The 24832-nt window shown below is 56.6% G+C and carries 17 protein-coding genes and 1 pseudogene; 4 read left to right on the forward strand and 14 right to left on the reverse strand.

Annotated features, from left to right (window positions below; all coding sequences use genetic code 11):
* Positions 1-795: 795 nt before the first annotated feature.
* Positions 796-5313 carry a PAS domain S-box protein gene (locus tag EDC90_RS14060; RefSeq protein WP_132312729.1) on the forward strand — a complete coding sequence of 1506 codons (4518 nt, stop codon included), beginning with the start codon at positions 796-798 and terminating at the stop codon, positions 5311-5313.
* 55 nt (positions 5314-5368) lie between these two features.
* Positions 5369-5806 carry a YqaA family protein gene (locus tag EDC90_RS14065; protein WP_132312731.1) on the forward strand — a complete coding sequence of 146 codons (438 nt, stop codon included), beginning with the start codon at positions 5369-5371 and terminating at the stop codon, positions 5804-5806.
* A gap of 52 nt (positions 5807-5858) precedes the next feature.
* On the opposite strand, the gene EDC90_RS14070 is transcribed toward EDC90_RS14065, so the two are convergent.
* Positions 5859-8678, reverse strand: a complete 2820-nt coding sequence (locus EDC90_RS14070) for a M16 family metallopeptidase (protein WP_132312733.1) — start codon at positions 8676-8678, stop codon at positions 5859-5861.
* 40 nt (positions 8679-8718) lie between these two features.
* On the opposite strand from EDC90_RS14070, the gene EDC90_RS14075 reads away from it, so the two are divergent.
* A complete protein-coding gene (locus tag EDC90_RS14075; RefSeq protein ID WP_132312735.1) occupies positions 8719-9027 on the forward strand; it encodes a hypothetical protein in 309 nt (102 codons plus the stop codon).
* A gap of 23 nt (positions 9028-9050) precedes the next feature.
* On the opposite strand, the gene EDC90_RS21555 is transcribed toward EDC90_RS14075, so the two are convergent.
* Together EDC90_RS21555 and EDC90_RS21560 are read right to left on the reverse strand one after the other, a co-directional pair.
* Complete coding sequence (locus EDC90_RS21555) at positions 9051-9389, reverse strand: hypothetical protein (RefSeq protein WP_432420011.1); 339 nt, start codon at positions 9387-9389, stop codon at positions 9051-9053.
* A 71-nt stretch (positions 9390-9460) separates the two neighbouring features.
* A pseudogene (locus EDC90_RS21560) lies at positions 9461-10615 on the reverse strand (leucine-rich repeat domain-containing protein); the annotation flags it as partial.
* A gap of 855 nt (positions 10616-11470) precedes the next feature.
* Here EDC90_RS21560 and EDC90_RS14085 point away from each other — a divergent pair.
* Positions 11471-12628: a M20 aminoacylase family protein gene (locus EDC90_RS14085; protein ID WP_132312763.1), complete on the forward strand. Its 1158-nt coding sequence runs from the start codon at positions 11471-11473 to the stop codon at positions 12626-12628.
* Here EDC90_RS14085 and EDC90_RS14090 read toward each other — a convergent pair.
* The 11 genes from EDC90_RS14090 to EDC90_RS14140 form a co-directional block, all read right to left on the reverse strand.
* The gene (locus tag EDC90_RS14090) at positions 12625-14391 is read right to left on the reverse strand and encodes an adenine deaminase (protein ID WP_132312739.1); all 1767 of its coding nucleotides are present in this window, start codon (positions 14389-14391) and stop codon (positions 12625-12627) included. The two genes, EDC90_RS14085 and EDC90_RS14090, sit on opposite strands and share 4 nt — an antisense overlap.
* Complete coding sequence (locus EDC90_RS14095; protein WP_132312741.1) at positions 14388-15323, reverse strand: nucleoside hydrolase; 936 nt, start codon at positions 15321-15323, stop codon at positions 14388-14390. The genes EDC90_RS14090 and EDC90_RS14095 overlap by 4 nt, the downstream gene beginning before the upstream one ends.
* Before the next feature lie 9 nt (positions 15324-15332).
* Complete coding sequence (locus tag EDC90_RS14100; protein ID WP_132312743.1) at positions 15333-16355, reverse strand: ABC transporter ATP-binding protein; 1023 nt, start codon at positions 16353-16355, stop codon at positions 15333-15335.
* Positions 16348-17127 (reverse strand): ABC transporter permease, encoded by a 780-nt coding sequence (locus EDC90_RS14105; protein ID WP_132312745.1) that lies wholly within the window; start codon positions 17125-17127, stop codon positions 16348-16350. Before EDC90_RS14105 ends, EDC90_RS14100 begins: the two co-directional genes overlap by 8 nt.
* The gene (locus tag EDC90_RS14110; RefSeq protein ID WP_132312747.1) at positions 17124-17951 is read right to left on the reverse strand and encodes an ABC transporter permease; all 828 of its coding nucleotides are present in this window, start codon (positions 17949-17951) and stop codon (positions 17124-17126) included. The genes EDC90_RS14105 and EDC90_RS14110 overlap by 4 nt, the downstream gene beginning before the upstream one ends.
* 192 nt (positions 17952-18143) lie before the next feature.
* Complete coding sequence (locus tag EDC90_RS14115; protein WP_132312749.1) at positions 18144-19169, reverse strand: ABC transporter substrate-binding protein; 1026 nt, start codon at positions 19167-19169, stop codon at positions 18144-18146.
* Positions 19166-20218 carry a LacI family DNA-binding transcriptional regulator gene (locus EDC90_RS14120; protein ID WP_132312751.1) on the reverse strand — a complete coding sequence of 351 codons (1053 nt, stop codon included), beginning with the start codon at positions 20216-20218 and terminating at the stop codon, positions 19166-19168. The genes EDC90_RS14115 and EDC90_RS14120 overlap by 4 nt, the downstream gene beginning before the upstream one ends.
* Before the next feature lie 155 nt (positions 20219-20373).
* Positions 20374-20589 carry a DUF3955 domain-containing protein gene (locus EDC90_RS14125; RefSeq protein WP_132312753.1) on the reverse strand — a complete coding sequence of 72 codons (216 nt, stop codon included), beginning with the start codon at positions 20587-20589 and terminating at the stop codon, positions 20374-20376.
* Positions 20590-20743: 154 nt separating this feature from the next.
* Positions 20744-22972, reverse strand: a complete 2229-nt coding sequence (locus tag EDC90_RS14130; RefSeq protein ID WP_132312755.1) for a hypothetical protein — start codon at positions 22970-22972, stop codon at positions 20744-20746.
* Positions 22973-23004: 32 nt separating this feature from the next.
* Positions 23005-23766 carry a hypothetical protein gene (locus tag EDC90_RS14135; protein WP_132312757.1) on the reverse strand — a complete coding sequence of 254 codons (762 nt, stop codon included), beginning with the start codon at positions 23764-23766 and terminating at the stop codon, positions 23005-23007.
* On the reverse strand, positions 23699-24289 hold the full coding sequence (locus tag EDC90_RS14140) for a hypothetical protein (protein WP_165972844.1): 591 nt from the start codon (positions 24287-24289) through the stop codon (positions 23699-23701). The genes EDC90_RS14135 and EDC90_RS14140 overlap by 68 nt, the downstream gene beginning before the upstream one ends.
* Positions 24290-24832 lie beyond the last annotated feature (543 nt).

Below are 24832 nucleotides of genomic sequence, written 5' to 3' on the forward strand. Positions count from 1 at the left end.
GATTCTGCTGCTTGAAATTTGAGTGCCGGATCTGGCCGCCCGTCAGGCTGGCATTAGCCGTTTATGGTTAGTGGCGATATCGCTGTGAGTTCGCCACAGATGCTTGTTTTTCGGCGTAAGCATCTGCTTTCTGATCGGAGATCAGATGGAAAAAGGTTATGCGCTCCGCTGTGTCCCTGCCCACCGAAAGACCCGGTAATGATGGCTTCCCGCCCCGTTGAACGACGCCGGACAGCGCTTTTGAATACGCGCTATAGTAGCACTTGCACATAGAAATCCCCATTCCAGCATGCCGTTTCAGACATGCATCCAGCCTGACATTTCAGGCTTCGTCTCATTGCTGGAAGGCAAAAGCGGCTATCGGCATGAACCGAAAAACAAAACAGTTTCCTGTCGTCACGGTTACAACCCCGAATGGGCTTGAGCGCGCAATGCGATTCGCCTTCCTGACTGCAGGACGAAAATTTGCATCGCGCTCTTTGAAGGTAAATTCGGCCTTCTTTATAATGAATATAACTGAATAAAGGGGCACAAAATATAATAAATATATATATTTAGGCGTTTTCTAACTGATAGCGATACCGGTAGAACAGTAAAAATCCGTTTAAATTTTAAAACGGTTTAAACTTACACCCGGAACCATGGCCTTTCAGCGTCATACATCCCGATATCAACCATAAGGCGAGGACTCCGTCAGGGAGCCGCGCGCCTTAAGGACTTGTAATGTGCCGGTGACGCTCCATTGTGAATATGATAAGTTTATTGGGCTGAAAAAAGTCGGGACAGGGTCATTTTTTGAACAAGAACCGTGATGCTTTACTCGAAGAAAGACGGCTGAATGCGCTTGAGCGGCTGGATGTTCTCAATTCCGCACCGGAGGAAGAGTTCGATGCGCTTGCAAAGGCTGCGTCTCTTGTATGCGGAACGCCGATATCCCTGATCACGCTTTTAACCAGCGAGCGGCAGTGGTTCAAAGCCAATATCGGCCTTGAAGGAACAGAAGAGACAGAGCGCAAGATTTCCTTTTGCACGCATGCCATTGAAGGCGACGGGCTGATGGAAGTTGAAGACGCCACGCTTGACGCCCGCTTTGCGGAAAACCCGCTTGTTACTGCCGATCCCCATATTCGCTTTTATGCGGGTGCCCCGCTTGTGCTTTCAGGCGGGGAGAAGGTGGGGACCCTTTGTGTTATCGACCGGAAGGCGAAGACGCTCACCCCCACCCAAAGGGAAATCCTGCAAAACCTGGCACAAGCTGCGGCAAAGGCGCTTGAGCTGCGGCGTGCGGCAAAGCATGAAAACGAGCTTCTGACGATTGCATCTCAGTCACAGTCTATTCTGGAATACAGCGACGATGCCATCGTGACCGTGGACTGGAGCGGCGCGATCCGTCAGTGGAACAGGGCGGCCGAGCGCATGTTTGGCTACAGTGCCGAAGATATATTTGGAAAGTCTGTCGGACGCCTGATGACGCCAGAGGCGCGCGCAACCGAGCTGGACCTTGAAACACGGCTCGGCGATGATCAGAGCCTTCGTCCTATCAGCACCGAGCGACTCCATAGTGACGGAACCCGGTTGCCCGTTTCTGTGTCTATCGGCCCTGTGATCTCGGTCAACGGAGAGATTGTTGGCGCAACAGAGATTATTCGCGACATCTCGGACCTCCAACGCGCCTACAGTGAACTTTCTGAGGCTGAACAGCGCGTCAAACGGCTTTATCGGTCAACACCGGCGATGCTGCATTCGGTCGACCCGAAGGGCCGATTGCTCAGCGTCAGCGATCACTGGCTTGAGGTTATGGGCTATAGCCGCGAAGAGGTTTTGGGGCGTCCGTTACAGACCTTTATGACTGAAACCTCTGCCCGCCGCGCAGTCAACGAGGTGATGCCGGACTTCCTGAAGACGGGTCATTGTGAAAACGTCCCATACCAGCTGATCACGCGCTCCGGCGAAATAATCGATGTGCTTCTGTCCGCGGTGCTTGAGCGAACGCCAGACGGGGTGCCGCTGCGAACCGTGGGAATCGCTGAGAACATCACCTACCGCCGGAAAGTTGAAAAGGCACTGAGGGAAGAACGCAGGCGACTTGCCCAGATTATTCAAGGAACAGGCGCAGGTACATGGGAATGGAATCTTGATACTGGCGAGAACCGGATCAATGAGCGTTGGGCGGAGATGCTCGGCTATACGCTTGAGGAAATCACGCCGCTCAGCGTTGAAGCCTTCCGGGCCCTTATACACCCCGCCGATCAAAAGCTGACGAGCGAGCGCCTGGAAGACCATCTGGCGGGTAAGAGCCATACGTATGAATCTGAATTGCGGGTGCAGCACAAGGATGGTCACTGGGTTTGGGTCGTCAGTCGAGGCCAGGTTCTGACCTGGACAAACGATGGCAAGCCGGAGTGGATGTTTGGCACGCATCAGGACATTACCCAGCGCAAATTTAAGGAAGAAGCGCTCCGCAAAAGCCGCGAGTCTTTAGAACGCACTGGCCGTGTCGCGGGCGTTGGCGGATGGGAAGTCGATCTCGTTGAGCAGACAATTTACTGGTCAAATGAAACATGCCGTATTCATGGGCTTGCCCCGGGTTACAAGCCCGGCTTCGAGGAAGCCATCAATTTCTACGCGCCTGAAGCGCGGCCCGTGATCAAAGCCGCCGTTGAACAATGCGTGAATACCGGCAAGGGCTGGGACCTTCAGCTGCAGCTTGATACCGCCGAGGGCCAGCGCATCTGGGTGCGCGCCGTCGGCGCAGCCGAGTTTGAAAGCGGGCGGGCCATCAGGCTCGTCGGCGCGTTTCAGGATATTTCCGAACAGGTTGCGCAAAGACAGGCGCTGGAAACCATCAATGAGCGTTTTCAGGTTGCCACCGAAAATGGCCGGGTCGGGCTCTGGGATGCCGATCTGGCGGCGGGTAAGTCGCTATACTCCGATATGTGGTGCGCACTGATCGGCTACACACCCGACGAGATTTCGAATGACAGCGACCAGTGGCTGGCGTTTATTCACCCGGATGACAAGGAGCGCGCCCTTCAGGCCGATGCGGCCCACATCCGCGGTGAGGCCCCCTATTTCGAAGAGCAGTTCCGCATGCGGCACAAGGATGGCCACTGGGTCTGGATCCTCGACCGCGGCGTTGTAACCGCCCGCGCTGACGACGGAACGCCGCTGCGCATGATCGGCACACATACCGATATCACAAGGCAGAAGCATGAGGAGGCAGAGCGCCTGCTGATGGGCGAGCGCATGGCGATTGCCGCCGACAGCGCCGGCATTGGCATCTGGGAGGTGGACCTGACGACGGAAGACGTCACATGGGACAGCTGGATGTTCAGGTTATACGGGCTTTCTGACAAAGTCCGGAAACCTGTCAAGGATATCTGGCAGAATGCTGTTCATCCGGAAGATATGGACAGAGTCGCTGCTGCAGCACGTCTGGCCGCTGAGCAAGCCTTGCCGATGGAAGAGGAATATCGGATCGTCTGGCCGGATGGATCTGTGCACCACCTGCATGTTTCTGCGCGCCTTGTGACCAGCGCAGATGACAGCTCACGCCGCCTGATCGGTGCGGCATGGGATATCACCGAAGAGCGGCAGATGAGTCTGGAACTGGCGGACCAGCACGAGCTGATGCGGGTGACGCTAACCTCGATCGGCGATGCCGTGATCACAACAGACGCGCAAGGGCGTGTCGAATGGCTGAACCCGGTGGGCGAGTACATGACAGGCTGGTCGGTGCAGGACGCACACGGCGTGCCATCCCGCGACGTGTTCAAAATCGTCAACGAGGAAACACGCGCAGAAGCGCGCGACCCGATCCAGCTTTGCCTGGAACGCGGCAAGGTTGTAGACCTGCCGGAGGGAACCGTACTTCTGGCGAAAGACGGTCGTGAATTTGCCGTCGAAGATTCTGCGGCTCCGATTTTAAGCGCTGATGGCGAAGTCCTCGGCGCCGTGCTGGTCTTCCACGATGTCAGTGAGCAGCGCCGAATGACACGCGAGATGTCTTACCGTGCCAGCCACGATCAGCTGACCGGCCTCACCAACCGTGCCGAATTCGAGCGGCGAATGCAGCGCCTGTTTGAAAGTGCGAAGACGAAATACTCGGAAAATGCCCTGCTTTACATCGACCTTGATCAGTTCAAGATCGTCAACGACACCTGCGGGCACACTGTCGGCGATGAGCTGTTGAAGAAGGTCAGCCAGCTCATGCAGGGGGTTATTCGAACTGGTGACACCCTTGCACGGCTTGGTGGTGATGAATTCGCAATGCTCCTGGAACACTGTCCGCTTGCACATGCCACCCGCATTGCACAACGCGTGTGCGATGAGATGGCCGAATTCCGGTTTATCCATGAAGGGAAGCAGTTTCGGGTAGGCGCAAGCATCGGGCTCGTACCGGTGAACAAGGATGCCACAAGCATTGCTTCAATTCTGCAGGCCGCGGACTCGTCCTGTTATGCCGCCAAGGATGAAGGGCGCAACCGCGTTCATGTGTGGCAGGAAGGCGATGAAGCGATGGCGACACGCCTTGGCGAGACGCGCTGGGTCTCCCGCATCGAGCAGGCGCTGGACAATGACCGGTTTGTTCTCTACGCGCAGAAAATCGAACCGCTTTCCGCCTCGCAAACAGATAGCAAGCACAAACAGCATCTCGAACTGCTGCTCAGAATGCTGGATGAAGATGACAATATCATCGCGCCGAATGCCTTTCTGCCAGCTGCGGAGCGCTTCAATCTGGTTTCCAGGATCGACCGCTGGGTGCTTGCCAATGCCATTCGATGGATCAGAGAGAGCGGCATCGGCGAAGGTGATGTTGTGGCCATCAACCTGTCGGGACAGTCTGTTGGTGACAGGGCTTTCCATGAATCAGCCTACAAAATGCTCGAAGAAGCCGGTGAAGCGGTTTGCCGCAATCTTTGCTTCGAAATCACCGAAACGGCCGTCATTTCCAATATTACCGAAGCCGTGGACTTCATCAATGTGGTGCGGACGCATGGCATATCGGTCGCGCTGGATGATTTTGGCGCCGGGACAACATCGTTCAGTTATCTGAAACGCTTTGCCATCGATTATATCAAGATCGACGGACAGTTCACCCAGGGTCTGCTTCACGGCCATCCCATTGATGAAGCGTCCATCGAATGCTTTGCCAATATGGCACGGGTACTGGGGGCCAGAACCGTCGCGGAATTCGTGTCGGATGACCGCATATTCGAGAAGCTGAAAGATTTGCAGATCGACCTGGCGCAGGGCTTTGCCATTCATAAGCCCGTACCTGTCGACCTTTTGAAGAAGCCAGCGAATGACTAACCTGATCTGTTCGGCAACGCTTGAAGCGCCCGGTGTGATCTGAACGGACGGATTGATGATTGATCTGGCGGCCTATGCAGGCCTTTTTCTCTCAGCGCTCGTTGCTGCAACCATCCTGCCAATGCAATCGGAAGCAGCGTTGACCGGCCTTCTGCTTGCGGGCCATCAGCCGGTCTGGATCCTTGTTTTCGTGGCCGGGGCCGGAAATGTTCTGGGATCGGCCATAAACTGGCTTCTGGGCCGCGGATTGGAGCGGTTTCGACATCGGTGCTGGTTCCCGGCCTCACCTGCTGCCCTTGACCGGGCACAGCGGTGGTACCGGCGCTATGGAAAATGGTCGCTGCTCTTAAGCTGGGCGCCGGTGATCGGCGATCCGATCACAGTGATTGCAGGCGTATTGCGCGAGCCGTTTCCGGTTTTTCTGCTCCTCGTCACAATAGCCAAATTCGGCCGTTATCTGGTGTTGACCCTGATCGTTCTGAACGCCTTTTGAAACACCATGCCTGCCCGCATCCCTCATTGATGCAGGCAGGCTCTTGCATCGTCTATTGGACAGGGTTGCCGTCGGCATCAATGATATGAAGGTCTCCCAGTTCCAGCGCCTCGATATCATCTTCGATCTTTGCCCGGTCGCCGATGACGATCCAGGTCAGCGGTTTGTCGCCCAGCATAGCCTGTGCAGCCTTGTTCACCGCTGAAGTAGCAACGCCTGCGAGTTTTTCCGCGTAGTCATCATAAAAGTCATCGGGCAGGTCATTTTGAAGCCGGTAGGCAATATAATTGGAGATACCCTGATTGCTTGACCAGAGCCCCGGCAAGCTCAGTATTTCCTGTTCTCTGGCCTCCTTAACTTCATTATCGGCAACCGGCTGATCCGAAATAACACCCTGAAGAATTGCCGCCATCTCGGACATGGCGTCAGCCGTTTTATCGGATTGAACAGGCGCGGTTGTCGAAAACAGTCGGCCACCCTCCGGCCCTCCGAAACCGCTCCATGCCCCGTATGACCACCCTTTCTCCTCGCGCAGCTTCATGTTCACGCGGGATACAAAATCCCCGCCGATGACGCTGTTGAAGATGATGCGGGCCTCCTCATCCTTTTCTGAGAAGGCGGGCGCTGTGACAGTGGCCCTGATCATGCTTTGAACGGCGCCAGGCCTGTCGACGAGGTAGACCATCGCCTTGGCCGGGTTTGCCTCCTCCGGCACGATGATGTCCGGGACAGGCTGATTACTCCACGTCCGGAAGGCCTCTTCGACAAGCGGTTGCACTTCAGACAGGTTCGTATCGCCCGTAACGATCAGTTTGGCATTGTTCGGGCGGTACCATGTGTCGTGAAACTGCTCAATTGCGCTCCGGTCTGTGCCTTCGATTGAAGCCTCAGTCGCCAGCCGTCCGTAAGGGTTCGCATGACCCAGCACAGCCGCCGGGGTGAGCCTGTTCACTGCGTCGAACGGATCGTCTTTTACCTGTGCCAGTTCATCCAGTGCCAGCGCTCTGATACGGGCGATTTCGTCTGGCGGGAACGACGGATGCATGATGACATCGGCATAAACCGCCAGACTTTCAGCCACGCCGCTCTTCATGGCTGAAAGTGAAATCTGGCTTTGGCTGTCACTGCCATCGGTTTCAAGGTTTGCGCCGAGCAGTCCCAGCGTCTGATTGATCTCTTCCCGGCTCATATTGTCTGTGCCGTTTGCCAGAAGCTTAACCGCCGCCTGACCCGTTCCCGGGAGGGTCTGCTTCCAGGATGCCTCCGGCCCGGTCTCGAACAGCATTGTGAAATCGACAATCGGCGCGCCATCGCGATGGGCGACGACCAGCTCCAGGCCATTTTCGAGCGTTGCTCTCTCAATCTCCGGGAAACGCGCTGTCACCATGCCCTCTGGCATCGGCATGGCAGAACGGTCCGCTTCTTTGCCCGAAACAGAATGATCGCCGAACGGCAGTGCCCAAAGTGTATAGTTTGGCCCTGTTAGCCAAGTCTGACCAACCCGTTTGATATCACCACTGTCTGCCGATTTAAATGCGGAAACCTCCTGTTGCCAGCCATCCGGATGGCCATAAAATGTTACACTTTCATTCAGCAAATCGGCTTTGAACCACAGATCGTCCAGATAGCGCGCCAGCGTTGAAAGTTCTGATGAACGGACATAGGCCAGCTCTTCATCGGTTGGCCCGAATGTGTTCAGCAATGTCAGTTCTTCGTCGACGATTTCCTCAACCCGGTCGCGGTCAGCGTCTGTCTTGACGGTCACATCGATTTGAAACTGGCTCCCCAGTTCGCGCGCATACACAAAGGCGGAAACATCGGTGGCCAGTGCGTCTTCCACAACAAGGCGCTTGTAAAGACGGCTGTTCTTGCCCTCCCCCAAAATTCGCGCCAGAACTTTGAGGTATGCGACATCCTCATCTGTGTAGGCGGGTGCATTCCAGACCTCGAACAGACGCGGGTGAGACACCTCATCCTCGATCACTTCGCGTATCGAAGCGTTCATTTTCACCGGCCATTGCTTGATCGCTGCAACGGGCTTTCCGGCAGGAATATTGCCGAAATACTTCTCGACGCGCTGGCGCGCATCTTCGGGCGTGATATCGCCTGAAAGGACGATCACCGCATTAGACGGGCCATAATAGTCCCTGAACCAGGCCTTCACATCCTCCAGCGTCGCCGCATCCAGATCCTCTACCGAACCAATCACCGGGTGTTGATACGGATGACCGTAAGGCACGCCGGCAGTAAATGTGAGATCGAACGCTTTGCCATAGGGCTCATTCTCCCCTTGTCGCATTTCATTTTTGACAACCGCGCGCTGCTCATCGAGTTTGGCCTGATCGATCGCCTCAAGAAGGTGCCCCATCCGGTCGCTTTCAAGCCACAAGATTGAATCCAGAGCATTTTTCGGGACGGTTTCAAAATAGTTTGTGCGATCGTTGGATGTTGTTCCGTTCAGATCTGTCGCCCCGATTTTTCTGGTTGCCTTGAAGAAATCGTCATTGAAGTTCTCCGAACCATTGAACATCAAGTGTTCAAACAGGTGCGCAAAGCCGGTTTTGCCAGGCGGTTCATTCTTCGAGCCAACATGATACCAGATACTGACCGCGACCAGAGGCTGTGAATGGTCTTCATTCACGACAAGCCTGAGGCCGTTATCCAACTCCATCATGGTTGCCGGGATATCAAGCTCCAGTGCCTCAACAATCTTGTCTGAAATGGCCAGAATGCTGTCTTCGGCCTGGTCCTCCTGTCGTATCCACCGGTTTTCTTCTCGTGTTGCCTCGGCTCTGGCCGCATAGGGTTGAGCAAAAATGCCGGTCATCAGGGTCAGCGCCGACAATGCGCTGAGTGTCGTGGTCAATCTCATTGCCTCTCCTTGGGATCATATCAATCGCTCTGGCAGAGCTATGCCAGAAGTTGAGGTTATGATTCCGGCTGTTTTGGGGATACAATGTGGCCGTGCAGAAGGCATCAGGCGGAAAACGCCGGGCCGACAGCGGAGTTCAAGACAAAACCCTCTTAAAATTCATTTTAATTCAAGACTATATCGTAAAATTCCGACCGGAATGAGCGACCAAAAACCGTGCCCACTCCACAATTATAAATGGTTTATTTTTAACCTTCTCTGCATTTCGGACGATTTTTCAGACATGCCTTTTGTGAAGAACGGCGGCGGCGCTATTCGCGCCGCACCGCACCACCGCCCTGCTTTGTGAGAGGTTGTCAGATTACTTGCGCTTTATGCGTTTTGCTGAACGAATTCCCGCGTCGCATCCTCGTAAAACCGGTTATTGATCGCCTCAATTCCAAGCGTGAAGCCAGGATCTTCAAGATTATCATATTGATCCATAAGCGCGGCGCTTGCCTCCTGACGACGCGCTTTTGCGCCCGCTCCCATTTCATCATCCATTTCGTCAATAACCCGCCGCCACTCAGGATCAGAAGCAAGTAAAGCGAGTTGCTGCTCAGGCGTGCTGGTTTCTTTGAGAACCTTGTCGCCAATTTCACGAACCGTTTTCTGGCTAACGCGGGCGAGCTGCGTCCAACGGGTATCAGCACGGTCAAAATCGAGTTGCAAATCAAGCCTGCTCTGCAGAGCGAGCCGGATCTGAAGAAGCTCCTCAACATCGTCGATGTGACGCCGGCTCCCATGTACCCCCGGCGAAGACTGGCAATGGCTTCGTGCGCTAGCTTGTCAACCTTTGCAAGCCGATGACAACGCACCAGATATTGAGCGAAATCAGACATCCCCTGATGAGAGTGATCCTTGGCAAGCATATGATGCTTGGCCGCGCGTTGAAGGCTGTCAAAGTTCGTAATAACATAGTCCGTGCACGCATTGGCCGGGTTCAGTTCCGCACAGTAGTTCTCCAGACGTTTTTTGAGTTCTGCGTCGTTGGCCATTTTTTCCAGAAGAGAAACAACCCGTCGCGCCAGAATCGGACGGTGCGTATTTGTTCTGTCATGTGGAATGTGTCCAAGGCGGAACAAGAGCATCTTGAAAGCGCTTGTCAGCGTCATTTCTTCAAGCTTACGGGACGCTTCGGATGACAATGGCTGATCGAGCGCATCAAGCCACGGGCGAATATGCCTCACCGCAGATGCAGTCGGGATTCTGCCATTGCGGCGAACCTCCCCCTGGCCGGTAACAGCCTGTGACAGACCAGATGACCAGCGTGGTGCACTTGCCGACCTGCGGTTTAGACCCCAATCCGTTGCTGGACTTCTGTGATGAATAACACGGGGCGGAGGAGAAGGTTCACGCTCAACATAGTCGATCCGAACGTTTCTGATACCGCTTACCGCAGATCGGCTCGTTCGCTCGTCAAGCTGGTTTCCCTCAGCATAAAAATCCGTAAGCCTGCGCATCGCGGAAAGCCCATCCGGAAGGGCTGTCAGCCGGTTGGCATTCAGCGAGATATAGTGCAGACGCTGCAATGCGGTGATGCTTTGCGGCAGTGATTGCAATCGGTTCCCATCCGCTTCCAGCCAGGACAGGTGTGAAAGGCGACCGATCGTTTCCGGCAAGGCCTGAATATTGTTGTTGTTGAGATTGAGCGCCAAAAGCGACTGCATGCTTCCGATAGTTTCAGGCAGGCTCTGCAGATTGCGGTTTCCGTTGAGCGTCAGTGATTCAAGGTTTGGCAGCCTCGTGATTTCAGAAGGCAGGGCCTCCAGAGCCGAATTCTGAATTTTCAGCGTACGCAAACCGGGAAGCAGGCTGACCAATGACGGGAAACGGTCAGATCTCTGCTCTGCCGCATTGGACGAGCAGACAATATTCAGTTCTTCAAGCTGTTGCATACGATCAATATTATCGGGCAGGCGCAGCCTGTCGGTGGTAATGCTGCGGATGCTGCCGAATGAATTGATGCAGTGCGGCAGGTTATCGAGCCCTGAAACATCCAGCGACCGGATACCCGGATCGCATGACGGCCGCAAATGATCGGCCAGCAATCGATCTGCAACCTGCGCATATTGTTCACCCTGCTGCGCCCAGGCAAACAGGTCATCGACAAGTCTCTGACTTGCATGATCAGCCGATGAGACAGCGGATGGATGAAAAGCCGAAGACTGCGATCTTTCGGCCGAAACGGCAGCGCTTTGCCGCGCATTTACTAAAGGCGCGGATGCGGGAACGAGAATACTTGAAAGTGGAGGTGCTGCGGCCTGCCTGTCCCCACCCTGACGAACCGAGCGGTCAGCCCCTGTCTCGCGCCTTCTGTTCGATCCTGTTTCCCAGGCCACGATCAGATCCCGAACAGCGACCCTTGGCTGTGTCGTGTCGGCTGGATATTGCTGCGCATTACAATCATTTTGCGATAACGAAGTGGGGCCGGTCAAACGCTAGTCTCCTAATTTAGAATATAAATTCAATGTTTTAACTATGAATACGTGCTGAGTTTCTGAACTTGGATTTGATTTTCTTAATAGTCAGAAGCTTGCGCTTACGGCACGTTATGACAGCACGCTGCGCTTTAGCGGCGATCAGTTTCATGTAAGATTGGCCGAACAAAACGATTCATGAATGCGGATTGATACCGCGTAAAAAGCGTTTTAGACCGTACATATGTTCCGCAATCTGAAGCAACGTTCCGAAAGGCTTTTAAGAGGATGACTGTACAGGACAAACGCGCGACATCGGTGCTTTCCGAGATCATGAGTGATCACGTCTTCTGGCGGTCGCTGCGGCAGGACCTGCACGCTCATCCCGAGCTTGGATTCGAAGAGACACGGACCAGTGAGATTGTGGCGAAGTTGCTCGCCGAAGACGGGATTGCAGTTCATCGCGGGCTGGGCGGCACGGGAGTCGTCGGCACGCTGAAGGCTGGCGACGGCAACCGGGCGATCGGGCTGAGGGCGGACATGGACGCGCTCGCCATGCCGGAAACGGCGGACCGGCCCTATAAAAGCACCGTCGAAGGCAAGATGCATGCCTGCGGCCATGACGGACATACGGTGATGCTGCTGGCGGCGGCCCGCTATCTGGCACGGACGAAAGACTTTTCCGGCACGGTTCATTTCATTTTTCAGCCCGCCGAAGAAGGCCGCGGCGGTGCGAAGAAGATGGTCGAGGACGGGCTTTTCAAGCTGTTTCCCTGCGATGCTGTTTATGGGTTGCACAATATGCCGGGTCTTGCGGTCGATGAGATGGCCGTGGTGGAAGGCCCGCAACTTGCCTCCTCCGACAGCTGGCGCGTTACGTTCAGGGGCACCGGCACCCACGGCGCAAAGCCGCATCTCGGGCGTGATCCGGTGACGGCTTCCGGCCATTTCATCGCGGCGCTGCAGACGATTGTCGGACGGGTGGTCGATCCGCTTCAGCCTGCGGTCGTCTCGGCCTGTTCGGTCGAAGCCGGTGATCCGAATGCGCTGAACGTGATTCCCGATATTGTGAAGATTGGCGGCACGGCGCGCGCCTATTCGCCCGAAACACGCGATCAGTTGGAAGAGGAAATCGGACGGCTGGCCCACGGCATGGCGGCCTCTTTCGGCATTGAGGCGGATTATCGGTTCATTCGCCGCATTCCGCCGGTCGTCAATGCGACGGAGCCGACGCAAACGGCGCTGCAGGCGGCCGAAACCGTCTTCGGTGAGAAAGTGCGCACGGCCTTTCCGCCCTCAACGGCCGGCGACGATTTTGCCTTTTTCGGTCATGAAGTGCCGGGCTGCTATGTCTGGCTTGGCAACGGCCCGGCCGTGGACGGCGCACTGCACCACAACACGGCCTATGACTTCAACGATGACGCCATCGGCTACGGCGCGGCCTACTGGGTGCGGCTGACAGAGACCGAGCTGCCCGTCAAAACCGCTTAGACGAGCTGCCGCAAGACCGGGCTTTCCAGCACAGTGCCGGTTTCAACATCGGCGATGCCCATATCGGTCTGATGCGGTCCGGCATTGCAGGCAAGCGTTGCGCCCACCAGCGCCTTGAAGCTGAGATAGGGCGGCTCCCAGTCAACGATTGTTCCGGCAGCCTTGCGCACGGCCTCGAAATCGCGGGCAACATCTTCAAGCGATGCATCGGAGATCAGGCCCAGCAGCGGCAGGGCAAGCAATGCTTTCACCTTGCCGTTTTCGACAACGACCATGCCGCCACCGCTCTCGATCAGCGCATTGGCCGCCACCGCCATATCTTCCGGGTTCTGGCCGAACACTGTGAGGTTATGGCTGTCGTGCGAAACCGTGGTTGCGAATGCGCCCCGCCATTCTCCCCATCCACGCAGAAACCCGGTTTTCGGCTTCTCTGCGGCTTGACCGTGACGGTGGACGACGCTGATCAGCGTTGCACCGTCTGGCGGACATACAAATCCGTTCTGCACATCCGCTTCGGCCTTGCCCCAGCGGGTAAACCGCGGCTGGTCGATGGTGGCGACCTCGACGCGCGACCCCTCGGCCTTCACCCGGAAATCATCCGGTGAAAGCGGCTCGACCTTCATGGAGCCCTTGAGCATGTCCGAAGGATGATCGGAAACGGCAGCATTGAGGCGCCCGTCAGAGGCGATGACCTTGCCATCCACGATGACATGACGCGTTGAAAATGTCTCAAGATCCTCGAAAATCGCGATATTGGCGCGCCGTCCTGCGGCGATGAGCCCGAGATCGGTTCGGTTCAGACGCCGCGCCGCGTTCAGCGTGGCCGCCTGCAAAACCTGAACCGGTGACAGGCCACCTGCGACCAACGCGCGGATCAGGGCATCCAGCCCGCCCTGTTCCAGAAGATCGTCCGGGAAGACGTCGTCGGTGCACAGCGTCAGCGTCTGCGGCCAGACCGGAAGGGTTTTCAGCGCCGCGATAAAGCCATCGAACAGATATGGGTGCGAACCGCGCAGCTCGATTGTCAGCCCGGCCCGCAGTTTTTCCAGAAGATCATCGCCCGAGGTCAGCTCATGATCGGATGAAACCCCGGCACTCATGAAGGCGGAAAGCCTGTCGCCGGATAATCCGCGGGCGTGGCCGAAAACAGGTTTTTTAGCTGCAAGTCCGGCATTGACGATGCCGCTCATGCGCGGACTGCCGGAAATGACCCCCTCCATATTCATCACTTCGGCAATGCCGCCGATTTCCGGTCTTTCAAGAAGTGCAGCAATTGATTCCGGTCCGAAATTCGCGCCAGCGCGTTCCAGCCCCGGCGCTGAGGGCACGCAGGATGGCGCCAGAATGATCGCCTCCAGCGGCAACTCACGGGCAGCATCAATCGCCCAATCGACAGCAGGAACACCGGCGACATTGGCCAGTTCATGCGGATCCCAGACAATGGTCGTCACGCCGCGCGGCAGAACGGCTCTGGCATAGGTCGCAGGCGTCACCATCGAGCTTTCGACATGCATGTGCATGTCGATGAGGCCCGGTGAAACGAACATGCCGCTGGCGTCGATCCGCTGCGCAGCATCGCTGCGGGCACCCTGCGGCAAAACGGCTGCGATCAGTGGTCCGATGATGCCGATATCGGCCCTTCGCAACTCGCCGGTTGCCACATCCACCAGCGTACCGCCGGAAATCAGAAGGTCGAATGGCCGCCCACCACGGGCGGCCTCAACCGCTGCTGCGCGCATGGCGGGATCGTCAATGCTTTTCATCGCCGTGCCTCCGCCAGCAATGCGCCCATGATCGTGTCATGCGCGGCATTGGCATCAACCTCGGTGATGATCGAGGCGTTGAATCCCGCCTCCGGGGCCAGCTTGTGGGCGCGGGTTTCAACAACACTGCGGCCGCGTGTGATGTGTCCGGCCGTTTCAAAGGCCAGATGCACCGGCTGCAAGGAAACAAGCGACGAGTGACAAAAAGCCACTGCCGCCGCAGGATCAAAAAACGCCATTTCGTTGCGACCGCGCCTAGCGGCAATATTTAGAAAACCGTCTGTCAGGTCGGCCAGAAGCGGCGCATTCTGCCCCTTCTGAGCCCGAAGTGCGGCCACATCGTCGGCATTGATCGTGACCTTGCGGCAAAAATCGAGGTCGGCCATGACAAAGGGAACGCCACGCGAAAGCACGATTGAAGCCGCTTCCGGGTCAGCCAGCGCGTTGAACTCGGCGGAAGCGGTGTGGTTGCCGCTGGTCACGCCACCGCCCATCCATAAAATCTCGCTGATCCGGCCTGCAAGGTCGGGCCGCGCCAGACAAAGCGTAGCAAGATTGGTCAAAGGCCCAAGTGCCAGAATGCGCTTCGGCCCGTCATCCTTCGAAAGCCAGTTGCAAAGGGCAACGAAGGTCGGACCGGATGGCGGAAGGGTCGCTTCCGGCAGACTGAGACCCGCCGTCGGCATGCCGGCATCGCTGAGGATCGAGGCTGCGGTTTCCACCGCCCCCATAACGGCGCGGTCAGCCCCGGCATGGATCGGGAAGATCCAGTCGAAAACCTTTGCCGCGGCCGCGGCATTGCTGCAGACCTTCGCCAGTGTCGTGTTGCCGAAGGTCAGCGACAGGCCATCGATCTTCTCACCGCTTGCCTGAACGGTGAGGATGGCGGCGATGTCGTCAAACCCCATATCCGTGTCGATCCAGACGCCCATGATCGCCGCCTATCGCTTCAGGATAACGGCGTCTTCGACCCGAAGATCGAAGGCGAGTTGCTGGCCAAGACTGTGCGCCGGTGCGCTGGCATCGACATCCACCTTGATCTGACCAAGCGGTGTTTCCAGCACATATTCACGCATCTGGCCCACAAAGGCAGCGCCGATCACCGTACCCGAAAATGCCCCTTCGCCAAGGCGCACGAAACGCGGCCGCCATGCCAGACCTTTTGCACCCGCAGGAAGCGCCTCGGGAAGCGTGAAGGCCTCGCCCTTGCCTTTGAGCTTGCCCGTTTCAACCGTGAAAATGTTTTCGAAGCCAACGAAATCGGCAACGAAGGCGGATTCGGGACGGTTATAGATATCCTCCGGCGTTCCGAGCTGTTCGATGGCGCCATCTTTCATCACCACGATCCGATCGGCCAGCGACAGCGCCTCCGACTGGTCGTGGGTCACGAACACCATGGTCAGGTCGTTGGCCTTTTGCACCCGCTGAAGCTCGGTGCGCATTTCAAGTCTGAGACGCGCATCGAGGTTGGAAAGCGGCTCATCGAGAAGCAGCACTTTCGGATCCATCACCAGCGAGCGGGCAAGGGCCACGCGCTGCTGCTGACCGCCGGAAAGATCGGCGGGCCGACGGTCGGCGTAATCGCCAAGGCCGACGGCGCTCAGACCTTCACCGACGCGAGCGGAAAGATCCGAACCGCGCATACCCTTCAGTTTCAGCCCGAAAGCAACGTTTTCAAACACCGAAAGATGGGGGAAAAGCGCATAGGACTGAAACATCAGCCCGACCTCGCGTTTGTTCGGCGGAACGCGGGTGACGTCGCGGCCATCCAGAACGATCTCGCCGCCGGACGGCGTCATCAGCCCGGCAATGGCGCGCATGGTCGTCGTCTTGCCGCAACCCGAAGGCCCGAGAAGCGCGATCAGTTCGCCCTTTTCGATCTCAAGGTTCAAACGGTCAACGACCGTGTTCTTGCCATAGGACAGCGTCAGGTTGTTGAGAGAAAGCAGAGTTTGGTCAGACATAGCGGGTAAAGCCCAGAAAACGCTCGGCGACAAACACAATGCCGATCGAGAGGAAAGCAAGAAGCGCGGCGAGTGCGGCGACGGATGGATCGTAGGTGGTTTCCATATAGCCGATCATGTCGATGGGCAGCGTACGAACGCCCGGCCCCGACAGGAACAGCGACACCGGCACCTGATTGAAACTCGTCACGAAGCCGAGAATGAAGGCCGAGAGCACGCCGCCGCGAATATTGGGCAGCACGACGCGGAAAAACGCCCCTGCCCGGCTCGCGCCCAGCAGGATCGCGGCCTCTTCGATATCGGAACGCAGATTGTTGAGGCTCGCCGAAACGACACGCACCGCATAGGGCAGGATCAGCGCGGTATGGGCGACGAACAGCGCCAGCGTGATCGACAGCGACAGCGGAACAACGAAATAGCGCAACAGTGCCAGACCCACGATAATGCCGGGAACGATGATCGGCGAGGAGACGATCAGCCGCACGGTTTCCGCACCCGGCACCTTGTAGCGCGACATGGCATAGGACGCCGGAATGCCGAGGATCAGCGCCGCCAGCGTGCCGAAGATCGCCAGAAACATCGACATGGCGAAGCTGTCGCGGAAGCTCTCGACCGAGAAGACCTTGATCACCCATTTGAGTGAAAGGCCCGGCGGCGGAAAGGCCAGATTGTTGCCGGATGAAAGACCCGCCATGACGATGACGATGAACGGGCCGATCAGAAAAATGAGCGTCAGGGCCAGCGGCAGGAAAATGAAGAATTTCGATCTCATTTGCCACCTCGTGCGGATGCGATTTTCTTGAGCAGGAAGTTGGCGGAAAAGGCCATGGCCATCAGGATGAACGCAATCACACTGGCCGAAACCAGATCATTGGCGACGGTCACGCGCTGATAAAGCAGCGTTTCCAGCATCAGCACCTTGGAGCCACCGAGAATGGCCGGCGTGATATAGGCGGTCATGGAACCGGTGAAGACCAGCGTTCCGCCGATCACCAGACCTTCGCGGGTGAGCGGCAGGATCACCTTCCAGAACACCTGAAACCAGTTGGCGCCCAGAACCCGAGCGGCGGGTACAGCATCGCGCGGCATGTTTTCCAGCGCGGAAATCAGCGCAATGATCATCAGCGGCAGGAAAAGCTGCAGCAGGCCGATGGTGACGGCTGTTTCGGTAAAGAGAAAGCGGATCGGCTCGTCCGAAAGCCCGATGCTGACCAGCGCCTTGTTGATGATGCCTGTGCGCCCCAGAAGCACGATCCAGGCATAGGTGCGCGCCACCGGCGAAATCATCAGCGGCAGCACGATCAGCCCGATCATCCGGCCCTTGCTTCTCTCCGGCAGGCTGACCGTGGCATAGGCCGCGGCATAGCCGATGATGGCGGCAATGACGGTCACCAGCGCGGCCAGTCTCAGCGTGCGGAAGAAGACGGTGCGGTTCAGCGATTTCGAGAAGAAATCGGCATAGGCCGAAAGCGTCCACTGGCCGTCGATATGCACGCCCTGCGCCAAAAGCACCACGACCGGAACCAGAAACACCACTCCGGCGAAAAGGGCGGCTGGCAGGACAAGCGCCATGGCCTCAACGCGGCTTTGAAACATGAGGTAACTTTCTCTTCTAGCGCGCTTCCGCGTTTCTCCGAATCGCGAAAGCGCTCTATCTTTTTTAAGCGTTTCCGGACGGAGAACCGGTATCCACTTTTCCTGGAAACGCTCTGGAACAGCACGGCGGCGCAAACGCCGCCGTGCACAGGCAAACCCGGATGGGACAAGGTCTGCCGGTTTCAGCCAGTCTTACTGGCCGACTTTTTCATTCCACTGTTCAAGCCACATATCGCGGTTATCCAGCAGAACGTCGGAGGGCAGAAGATGGAGGTTGTCAGCCGTTTCCGCGCCATAGGTCAGATTGTTGGCAACCGCGTCGGAAACCACGACCTCCTTGTTGGCGGGGCTGTCCACCAGCGCCTCGGCAAGCTTGGTCTGAACATCGGTGGAGAGCCAGAAATCCATGAACTGCGTGGCCAGATCTTTGTTGCCGCTGTCCTTGGTCATGACCATGACATTGAGGCCGCCGGTCTGGCCTTCCTTCGGGGTTGCCCATGCGATGGGAAAGCCCATGTCGGTGAACCGGCCCCAGGCGAAACGGCCGATGGGTGCTGCCCAGATTTCTTCCTGCTGCATCAGCTGCGCCAGCTGCGAAGAACGCACATAAAAGGTCACGAAATCGTCGCGATGTTCGGCCACGGCATCAATCGGCGCCTTCAGATCGTAATTGTCGTTCCCCATGGCTTTGCCAAGCATGTAGAGGGAGGGCGGGCCCTGATTGGTGGTGACATTGGGAAACGCAACACGGCCAGCCAGTTCATCACTGAACAGGTCTTCCCAGCTGTCGATCGAGACCTTGTCGGAGCGGTAGGCGATCGATGTGGCGTAAAAGGTGTAGCCGACGCTCTTGCCATCGCCATTCGGATCCTTGGCGATATCGTAAAGCTTGTCGTAATTGGAAAGCTTCGCATAATCGATATCGGCGATCAGGTCCGCGCGCGCGGCCGAAAGCGCATCGGCCATCGACATGACGGCCATATCGACGACGGGGCTCTGCTTGTTGGCCTCCATCTTGGCCAGCCGCTCGACGCTGTTGCCGGTTTCAACGACAATGTCGCAATCGCAGATTTCCTCGAAGGGATCGTAGACGATCTCCTTGAACGCATCCTGCGCGAAAGCATAAACGGAAATCGTCAGCGTCTTGTCGGCGGCTGAGGCGGTTCCGGCCGAAAGCGCCAGAACCGCTGCCGTGGCGGTCATCATCAGTTTCTTCATCGGTCAAGTTCTCCTTCCGAGGTTTTTGTAAAAGCAGGCTTCTTGCCTTCTTCTTGTTGTGTCGGTCCGGTTGAACGGCGGACGACAAGGGTCATGGGAACGCGGTCGCGGGCAGCCTTCACGGTCTGACTGTCGGCGGCAGCTCTCGTTTCGATGGCCTGTTTGAGCGCGGCAATCGCAATGTCGGCAACCGCGGGCATATCCATCCGCACGGTGGTCAGCGCCGGGGTGACGACGCTCGCAAACATCAGATCGTCAAAGCCGGAGACCGACGCCATGGCCGGAACGCCGATCCCGGCATTTTGCAGATGGGTGAGCACATTCAGCGCCTGAAGGTCGGAGACCGTCACAAAGGCGGTGTAGCCATCCGCATACCAATGCGTCGCGTCGAACCCATCTCCTGACGCCATTGACGGGCTGTCGAGCCAGATCGTCTGTGTCGTGGCGGCGGCAAGGGCTGCGCGCACGCCGCCGAGCCTGTCATTTTGAACAATGGAATTGCGATGATTGCCGATCAGCAGGATTTTCCGGTGACCAAGGGCGGCCAGATGCTCGCCCAGAAGAAAACCGCCGCCCCAGTGATCGGCGGAAACCGTATTGCCCGGGGTGGAAGGAGAATCGATCATCGCCACCGGACAACCGATATCGCCGACGCGTGTACCGCGCCGCGGCACCACGATCATGCCGTCCACGCCGTGATCCTTCAAATGCCGGATGGCTTCCGTCTGTGCTTTGATACTGCCGCGTGAATCCGCGATCAAAACGCCAAGCCCCGCATCGGTCGCCGCGTTTTCAATCGCCTGTGCGATCTGCGGAAACAGCGGATTGCCGATATCCGGCAGAACCAGACCGATGACGCCGGTCAGCCCGGTGCGCAGCGCGCGGGCCGAAAGGCTCGGCACATAACCAAGCTCGTCAGCCATCTCCCGTATCCGCTTTGCCAGATCCGCCGACACCCGCCCCTTGCCCGAAAGCGCATTGGAGACCGTTGCGGCGGAAATATCCAGCCGTTCCGCGATCTCGGTCAGTTTGGGCGGGCGCTGCTGCATTCGGGTCATATCTTGCTTAAACGATTAAGCAAGCATGTCGAAAAACGCCGGCAATGTCGAGTCTTGTTCGTACTTTTACACGGATAAAAGTTCCCACCACGTAAATGTCAGGGAGGTACGAGCAATGACGGCAGAGACATGGCTGGTGACATGGCTCATGAAAACAGACGTCGGATGATCCTATATATCAGCGTGGCTGCTTTTGCCGAAGCCGCCAGAAGGCCCACCCCCAGGGCCAGGTATCCGATCGGGATGAGCCCGAAAGGCTCTCTGAGAACACCGGCGGCATCCACTTTTGATCCGATGACATGATAGGCCAGAAAGCAAAACACGCTCACTGAAAAGGAGACCAAAGCGATCTTTGACAGCACAGGATATCCTCCGGTTCGGTGGATGCGAAGCGTGCTCCCAAAGTAAGGCAACAAATGGCCACAAGGCCGCAGCTCTCAGACGGATACGAAAAATCTCCGATTGAAAGTCGTGTGAGGCTCCCCGACCGTCTCCTTATGGCAAGGCAACGCACAATCAGAAGCGCCGGTCAAAGACGCTTGCATTATCGTCGTCGCTTTGAATGCTGGCGGATGAGATATCCGCCTGAGCCCTTTTGCCGGAAACTGTTGTATCGCGCATCGATCCGGAAGCTGAGGCTGGCAGTTCATTCATTTCGATGACCACATCACGCGCACTGACAACACGCGGCGTTGTCGCGTCAACCCGACCAGATAATGCCTGGCTCAGGTTGGATACTCCGGACGGTGCGGCAGAGGAGTTGCTGCGTGCAACATTCCGGCGGCGGAGCGTTGATGCCGATGCCACGTCAGATTCCGGGGAACGGTTCAGGTCTTCAATCTCCTGATGAAGGCTTTCTGTTGCCCGTGTGCATTCGGGGCTATCCTCCTGCGTCTTCAGCATCGTATTTCTCAGTTGATTGACAAGGTTTAAAGTCAGCTTGCGCGCATTCTCCACCTCGCTGGTCAGCGCTGCTTCATCCTCGGCCTGATTGCGCGAGGGCTTGATCGCCGCCTTCAGCTTGTTCGGATCCAGCTCATCCAGCAACTGGCCGACGAGAAGGCAAAGGCGGAAGTTCAAAGCCCCCTGCTTTTCATCAACCGGAATGTTCTTTTCCCGCCAGTTATAAAGCGTGACGCTCGGAATTTTCCGCAAAGCACTACTTACAATACCGTAGGACAGAATATTTCTGAGATAGCCCGACGGCCCCTCCCCATCAATGGCAGAGCGCACTGCCTGGGACGCCGTGCCCGGAAGCATGATCTGGGCTGCAATCTTTCCCCAATATCTGGAGGCTTCACTGCTATCATGGAAAAAGCCGTCGCGGACGATATCAATCGCCATATCGGCGCCTTCCGCCGCAGAATGAATGGCTGTCGCACGTCCCAGGTTCGCGACCACCCCCGCCGAACCGGCGATGGAGTTGATGCCAGTATCAAGGACAACACGAACAAGAACATTGACGAGATGCGGCAATACAACATTGTGCGCAGTGTTCAGCATTCTCTGGAGTGACGTCGTTCTCGCCCCTTCGCGCTGCTCCAGCCTGTTCAGGCGATTTTGCTGCTGCAGGTCCAGCTCGTTCTTGCCCGATACAATGCCTGAAAGCGTACCGCTACTCATTCCGATGATGAAGTCTGCACCAACCGCCACACCGGCGGAAGCATCCGCGGGAAGATAGGCGCTGCCAATGAAGTCGCTGGTTCTACACTCCAGTGTTCCGATATCCGTCGCATTTGACTGTTGTCGGATAGTTTCCGCTGCCTCCTGACAACCATTTGCCGAATTTGCAGCATACATGAACTGCAATGCCGCCCCGATGACGCTTGAGAGCACCGACGACGTGGCGCTTCGGGCAAAGAACTGCCCCACAGACGTTTTCCCGGCAAGATGATGCCGGAAATCCAGATAGTATTCCTTTTTATGATTCTGCTGCTTATTGAGCAGATTGACGACATCTTTCCGGTTCTTTTTGATGTTTTCGATACAGTTGAATACTTTGTATTCCAGCTTCTCGATATTGGCCCTTGATGCGCTGTCGGCTTTTAAATAGGTGCCGATAACGCTGAGCGCTTCGCGTAAATCAATACTCTTCTGCGCATCAAACGTTTTGACTTTTTGAAAAAAGATTTGTTGCTTTACGCCTTCAAAACCAATCAGCTTCTGAATGTGTTTCGCGGGATTATCGCCATCCTCAACATTGGCACCACCTGCCTGCGCATCCACCACAGGTGCAGGCGGAGCGACGACCTGCAATGCGAGGCCCCCTTCTCCGCCCGAACGCCGCATGAGAGAGGCATTATATACGTGTTCAGCTCTCTGGAGTTGCTCCGGTGTGATTCCAGACGGGCCTGGCCGGGCCTCGTCATCGCTTTGCGGTGTCGGCTCTATTGTTTGTGATGCATCCACATATGTTCGGGATGGTGCGGCCGTCGCGGAATGCACACCGTCATTCTGGGCGTTAAGTTGAGGCATTCTGCGTCTGGCCAAAGATTCACTGCGGTCAGACGGGAATGGAACTCGTGTTCTTGCTGTATTTTGAGAAGTGTAATCTGGTTCGATCATAGCCCCTGCCCCTTGTTTGTTTCCGCTTTGCAAAACTGCGCGGCACTTTGATCGAGCATATTGTATTATTAAATTATAGTATTTTTTAATTAAATTATTATTTTTGAAATATAAAATAAATTTTAGACTTATATTGTTTTGTAAAAATACATTTAATTTCTTCGCGTACTTGGCTGGCATCGGACCTGTGTTCCGGATCCGGAAGAGTCCCCTTAAGTGTGAGACTGGCCGGTTCCGGGCATTCCAGTTTTATTAGATGGAACCGTGCCCTGAGAAGCAGAAGGAAGAGACGAGACGATCAGCTCCTGCATCCTGCGCGCCGCCGCCGCGCCGGCTCCATGCCCAGCAAATTTCCTTACAAGTGTGTTGAGATCAGCGAACGCCTTTCCTGGGCCAACCAGATATCCAAGATTCTCCTCATGCTTTTCGAGAACATTCAGGAACCCGGGCAAGCGCTCTGGGGTTGTGGCCCCGGCGGAGTAGAAAACTCTTGCTATGCTGCTGAAGGCAGAGTGGCCCTTGCCAGAGCCAACCAGTTTTTCCAGTTTGCTCAGCAAGTCCATTTTTCCTGCTAAGATTTCGAGGACATCATTCAAAGCAGCCGGGCCCCTGCTTCCGGCACCACTCAACATCGCTGACAGACTTCCAAAAGCTGGCCCCCTCCAAGAATGCCTGACCAGGTTGTCCAGCTTATCCAGCGTCTCCTTTTGAGTTTCGACGGTTTCGAGAAGTTTCTCCAGGGTTGTTTCGGTCTGTATTCCAGCACCACGCAAAATGGTTGAAATATTAGTGAAAGCGCTGATCCGCTCACTCCGACCAATGAGAGCGTTGAGCGCTGAAGTCTTTCTGCCAATGATAGATATAATCTCTTTCGGGGGCACAATCCCGGAGAGCGATCTAATCGATTCAGGCTTTATTTCGAATGAGAGTTTTTTTTTGTAGTTCTTTAAATTCAGGGAGGTTGTTAATGGCATTAACTTCGTCAGCACTTGAGCGGCGCGGGGTTTTACTGGTTCCGGCGGCGATAACATCACCTTGCCGCTTTTGCCCTGCTATGGAGCCGTCCGGGTTCGGTTTTCGGCTTTCACGAAAAGCTGACGTTGACGCAAGATTTTTCGCTTCAAATAGTGCTTTGGACGTCGACGGACCGGAATGAGACCGTTCGTGAGCGTTTGATACCGAACCTGACTCGTTGCCAGCGGTCTCAGTTTCCTGTCTGCCTTCCATCGGATACCAGCTCGTCGATGGCTGAGGTGAGGTTTCAACCGCATTTTGCGGCTGTCTGTCTGAGGTGGCTTGCGAGCCTTCACCTGGCATGGAAGACGCTGGTTCGGCTGTCTTGCGTGGAAATATTTCGGCAAACAGCTGGTCCCAAGCGCTGCCGGGCTGATCGTCAACGCGTTGTTGGGCAAGCGCGGTGCCAGACCGGCCCGCATTGTCGTCAAAGTTCAGCGCCGCTTCAGAGCTGGGATCGACCGGACCGGCCGGTGATCGCAACGCTTCAGGAATGAGATCGTCGATCTCGTATCCCGGTCCGGTATCACCGTTCGCCTGCTCGGGGATTGTCTCTGCCCGGGGCTGCGGCAATGCGCTGGCGTTCTGCCTCGCCTGAAAAACGGTGGTGCCAAGCGGCAGGCTTTGCGGCCGGGAAACGCGCCGACCGGTTGTAGCCGTCGACGGCGACGGTGACGGCTGCGCCGGCGTAGATGGCGGCTGATCCTGAGGCCTGGGATTTGCGGCCCCGGATCCTGCTGCGTTGACATTATGACGATCCATAGCGGCGCTCCGTAAGCGGTGGCATTTTTTGCACTTACAGCATCGTCCTTCGTGTATCCGAACGGATGCACAAAGGACGCTTGTCTTATGATTTTTCCCGGCTTTTCTGCGAAGAAGAGCCACTGACTGCCGCCTTCCACGCGGCGGTTAGTGGCGGTGGTCGGATCGCTAGGGGCTTGGTCATGAACCGCAAGGAACATGGACCGTGTTAGAGTGTGATCGGCCACCGTCTTCGCTCAAGGCCTGAACGGATACGCAGCAGCT

The sequence above is a fragment of the Martelella mediterranea genome (assembly GCF_004342225.1).
GTDB lineage: Bacteria > Pseudomonadota > Alphaproteobacteria > Rhizobiales > Rhizobiaceae > Martelella > Martelella mediterranea_B.

Bases quoted from the DNA above. Each gene is read 5' to 3' on its own strand.
- EDC90_RS14065 (WP_132312731.1), top strand. From the start codon at position 5,369: ATGATTGATCTGGCGGCCTATGCAGGCCTTTTTCTCTCAGCGCTCGTT.
- EDC90_RS14070 (WP_132312733.1), bottom strand. From the start codon at position 8,678: ATGAGATTGACCACGACACTCAGCGCATTGTCGGCGCTGACCCTGATG.
- EDC90_RS14075 (WP_132312735.1), top strand. From the start codon at position 8,719: ATGCCAGAAGTTGAGGTTATGATTCCGGCTGTTTTGGGGATACAATGT.
- EDC90_RS14085 (WP_132312763.1), top strand. From the start codon at position 11,471: ATGAGTGATCACGTCTTCTGGCGGTCGCTGCGGCAGGACCTGCACGCT.
- EDC90_RS14090 (WP_132312739.1), bottom strand. From the start codon at position 14,391: ATGAAAAGCATTGACGATCCCGCCATGCGCGCAGCAGCGGTTGAGGCC.
- EDC90_RS14095 (WP_132312741.1), bottom strand. From the start codon at position 15,323: ATGGGCGTCTGGATCGACACGGATATGGGGTTTGACGACATCGCCGCC.
- EDC90_RS14100 (WP_132312743.1), bottom strand. From the start codon at position 16,355: ATGTCTGACCAAACTCTGCTTTCTCTCAACAACCTGACGCTGTCCTAT.
- EDC90_RS14105 (WP_132312745.1), bottom strand. From the start codon at position 17,127: ATGAGATCGAAATTCTTCATTTTCCTGCCGCTGGCCCTGACGCTCATT.
- EDC90_RS14110 (WP_132312747.1), bottom strand. From the start codon at position 17,951: ATGTTTCAAAGCCGCGTTGAGGCCATGGCGCTTGTCCTGCCAGCCGCC.
- EDC90_RS14115 (WP_132312749.1), bottom strand. From the start codon at position 19,169: ATGAAGAAACTGATGATGACCGCCACGGCAGCGGTTCTGGCGCTTTCG.
- EDC90_RS14120 (WP_132312751.1), bottom strand. From the start codon at position 20,218: ATGCAGCAGCGCCCGCCCAAACTGACCGAGATCGCGGAACGGCTGGAT.
- EDC90_RS14130 (WP_132312755.1), bottom strand. From the start codon at position 22,972: ATGCCAGCCAAGTACGCGAAGAAATTAAATGTATTTTTACAAAACAAT.
- EDC90_RS14135 (WP_132312757.1), bottom strand. From the start codon at position 23,766: ATGCCATTAACAACCTCCCTGAATTTAAAGAACTACAAAAAAAAACTC.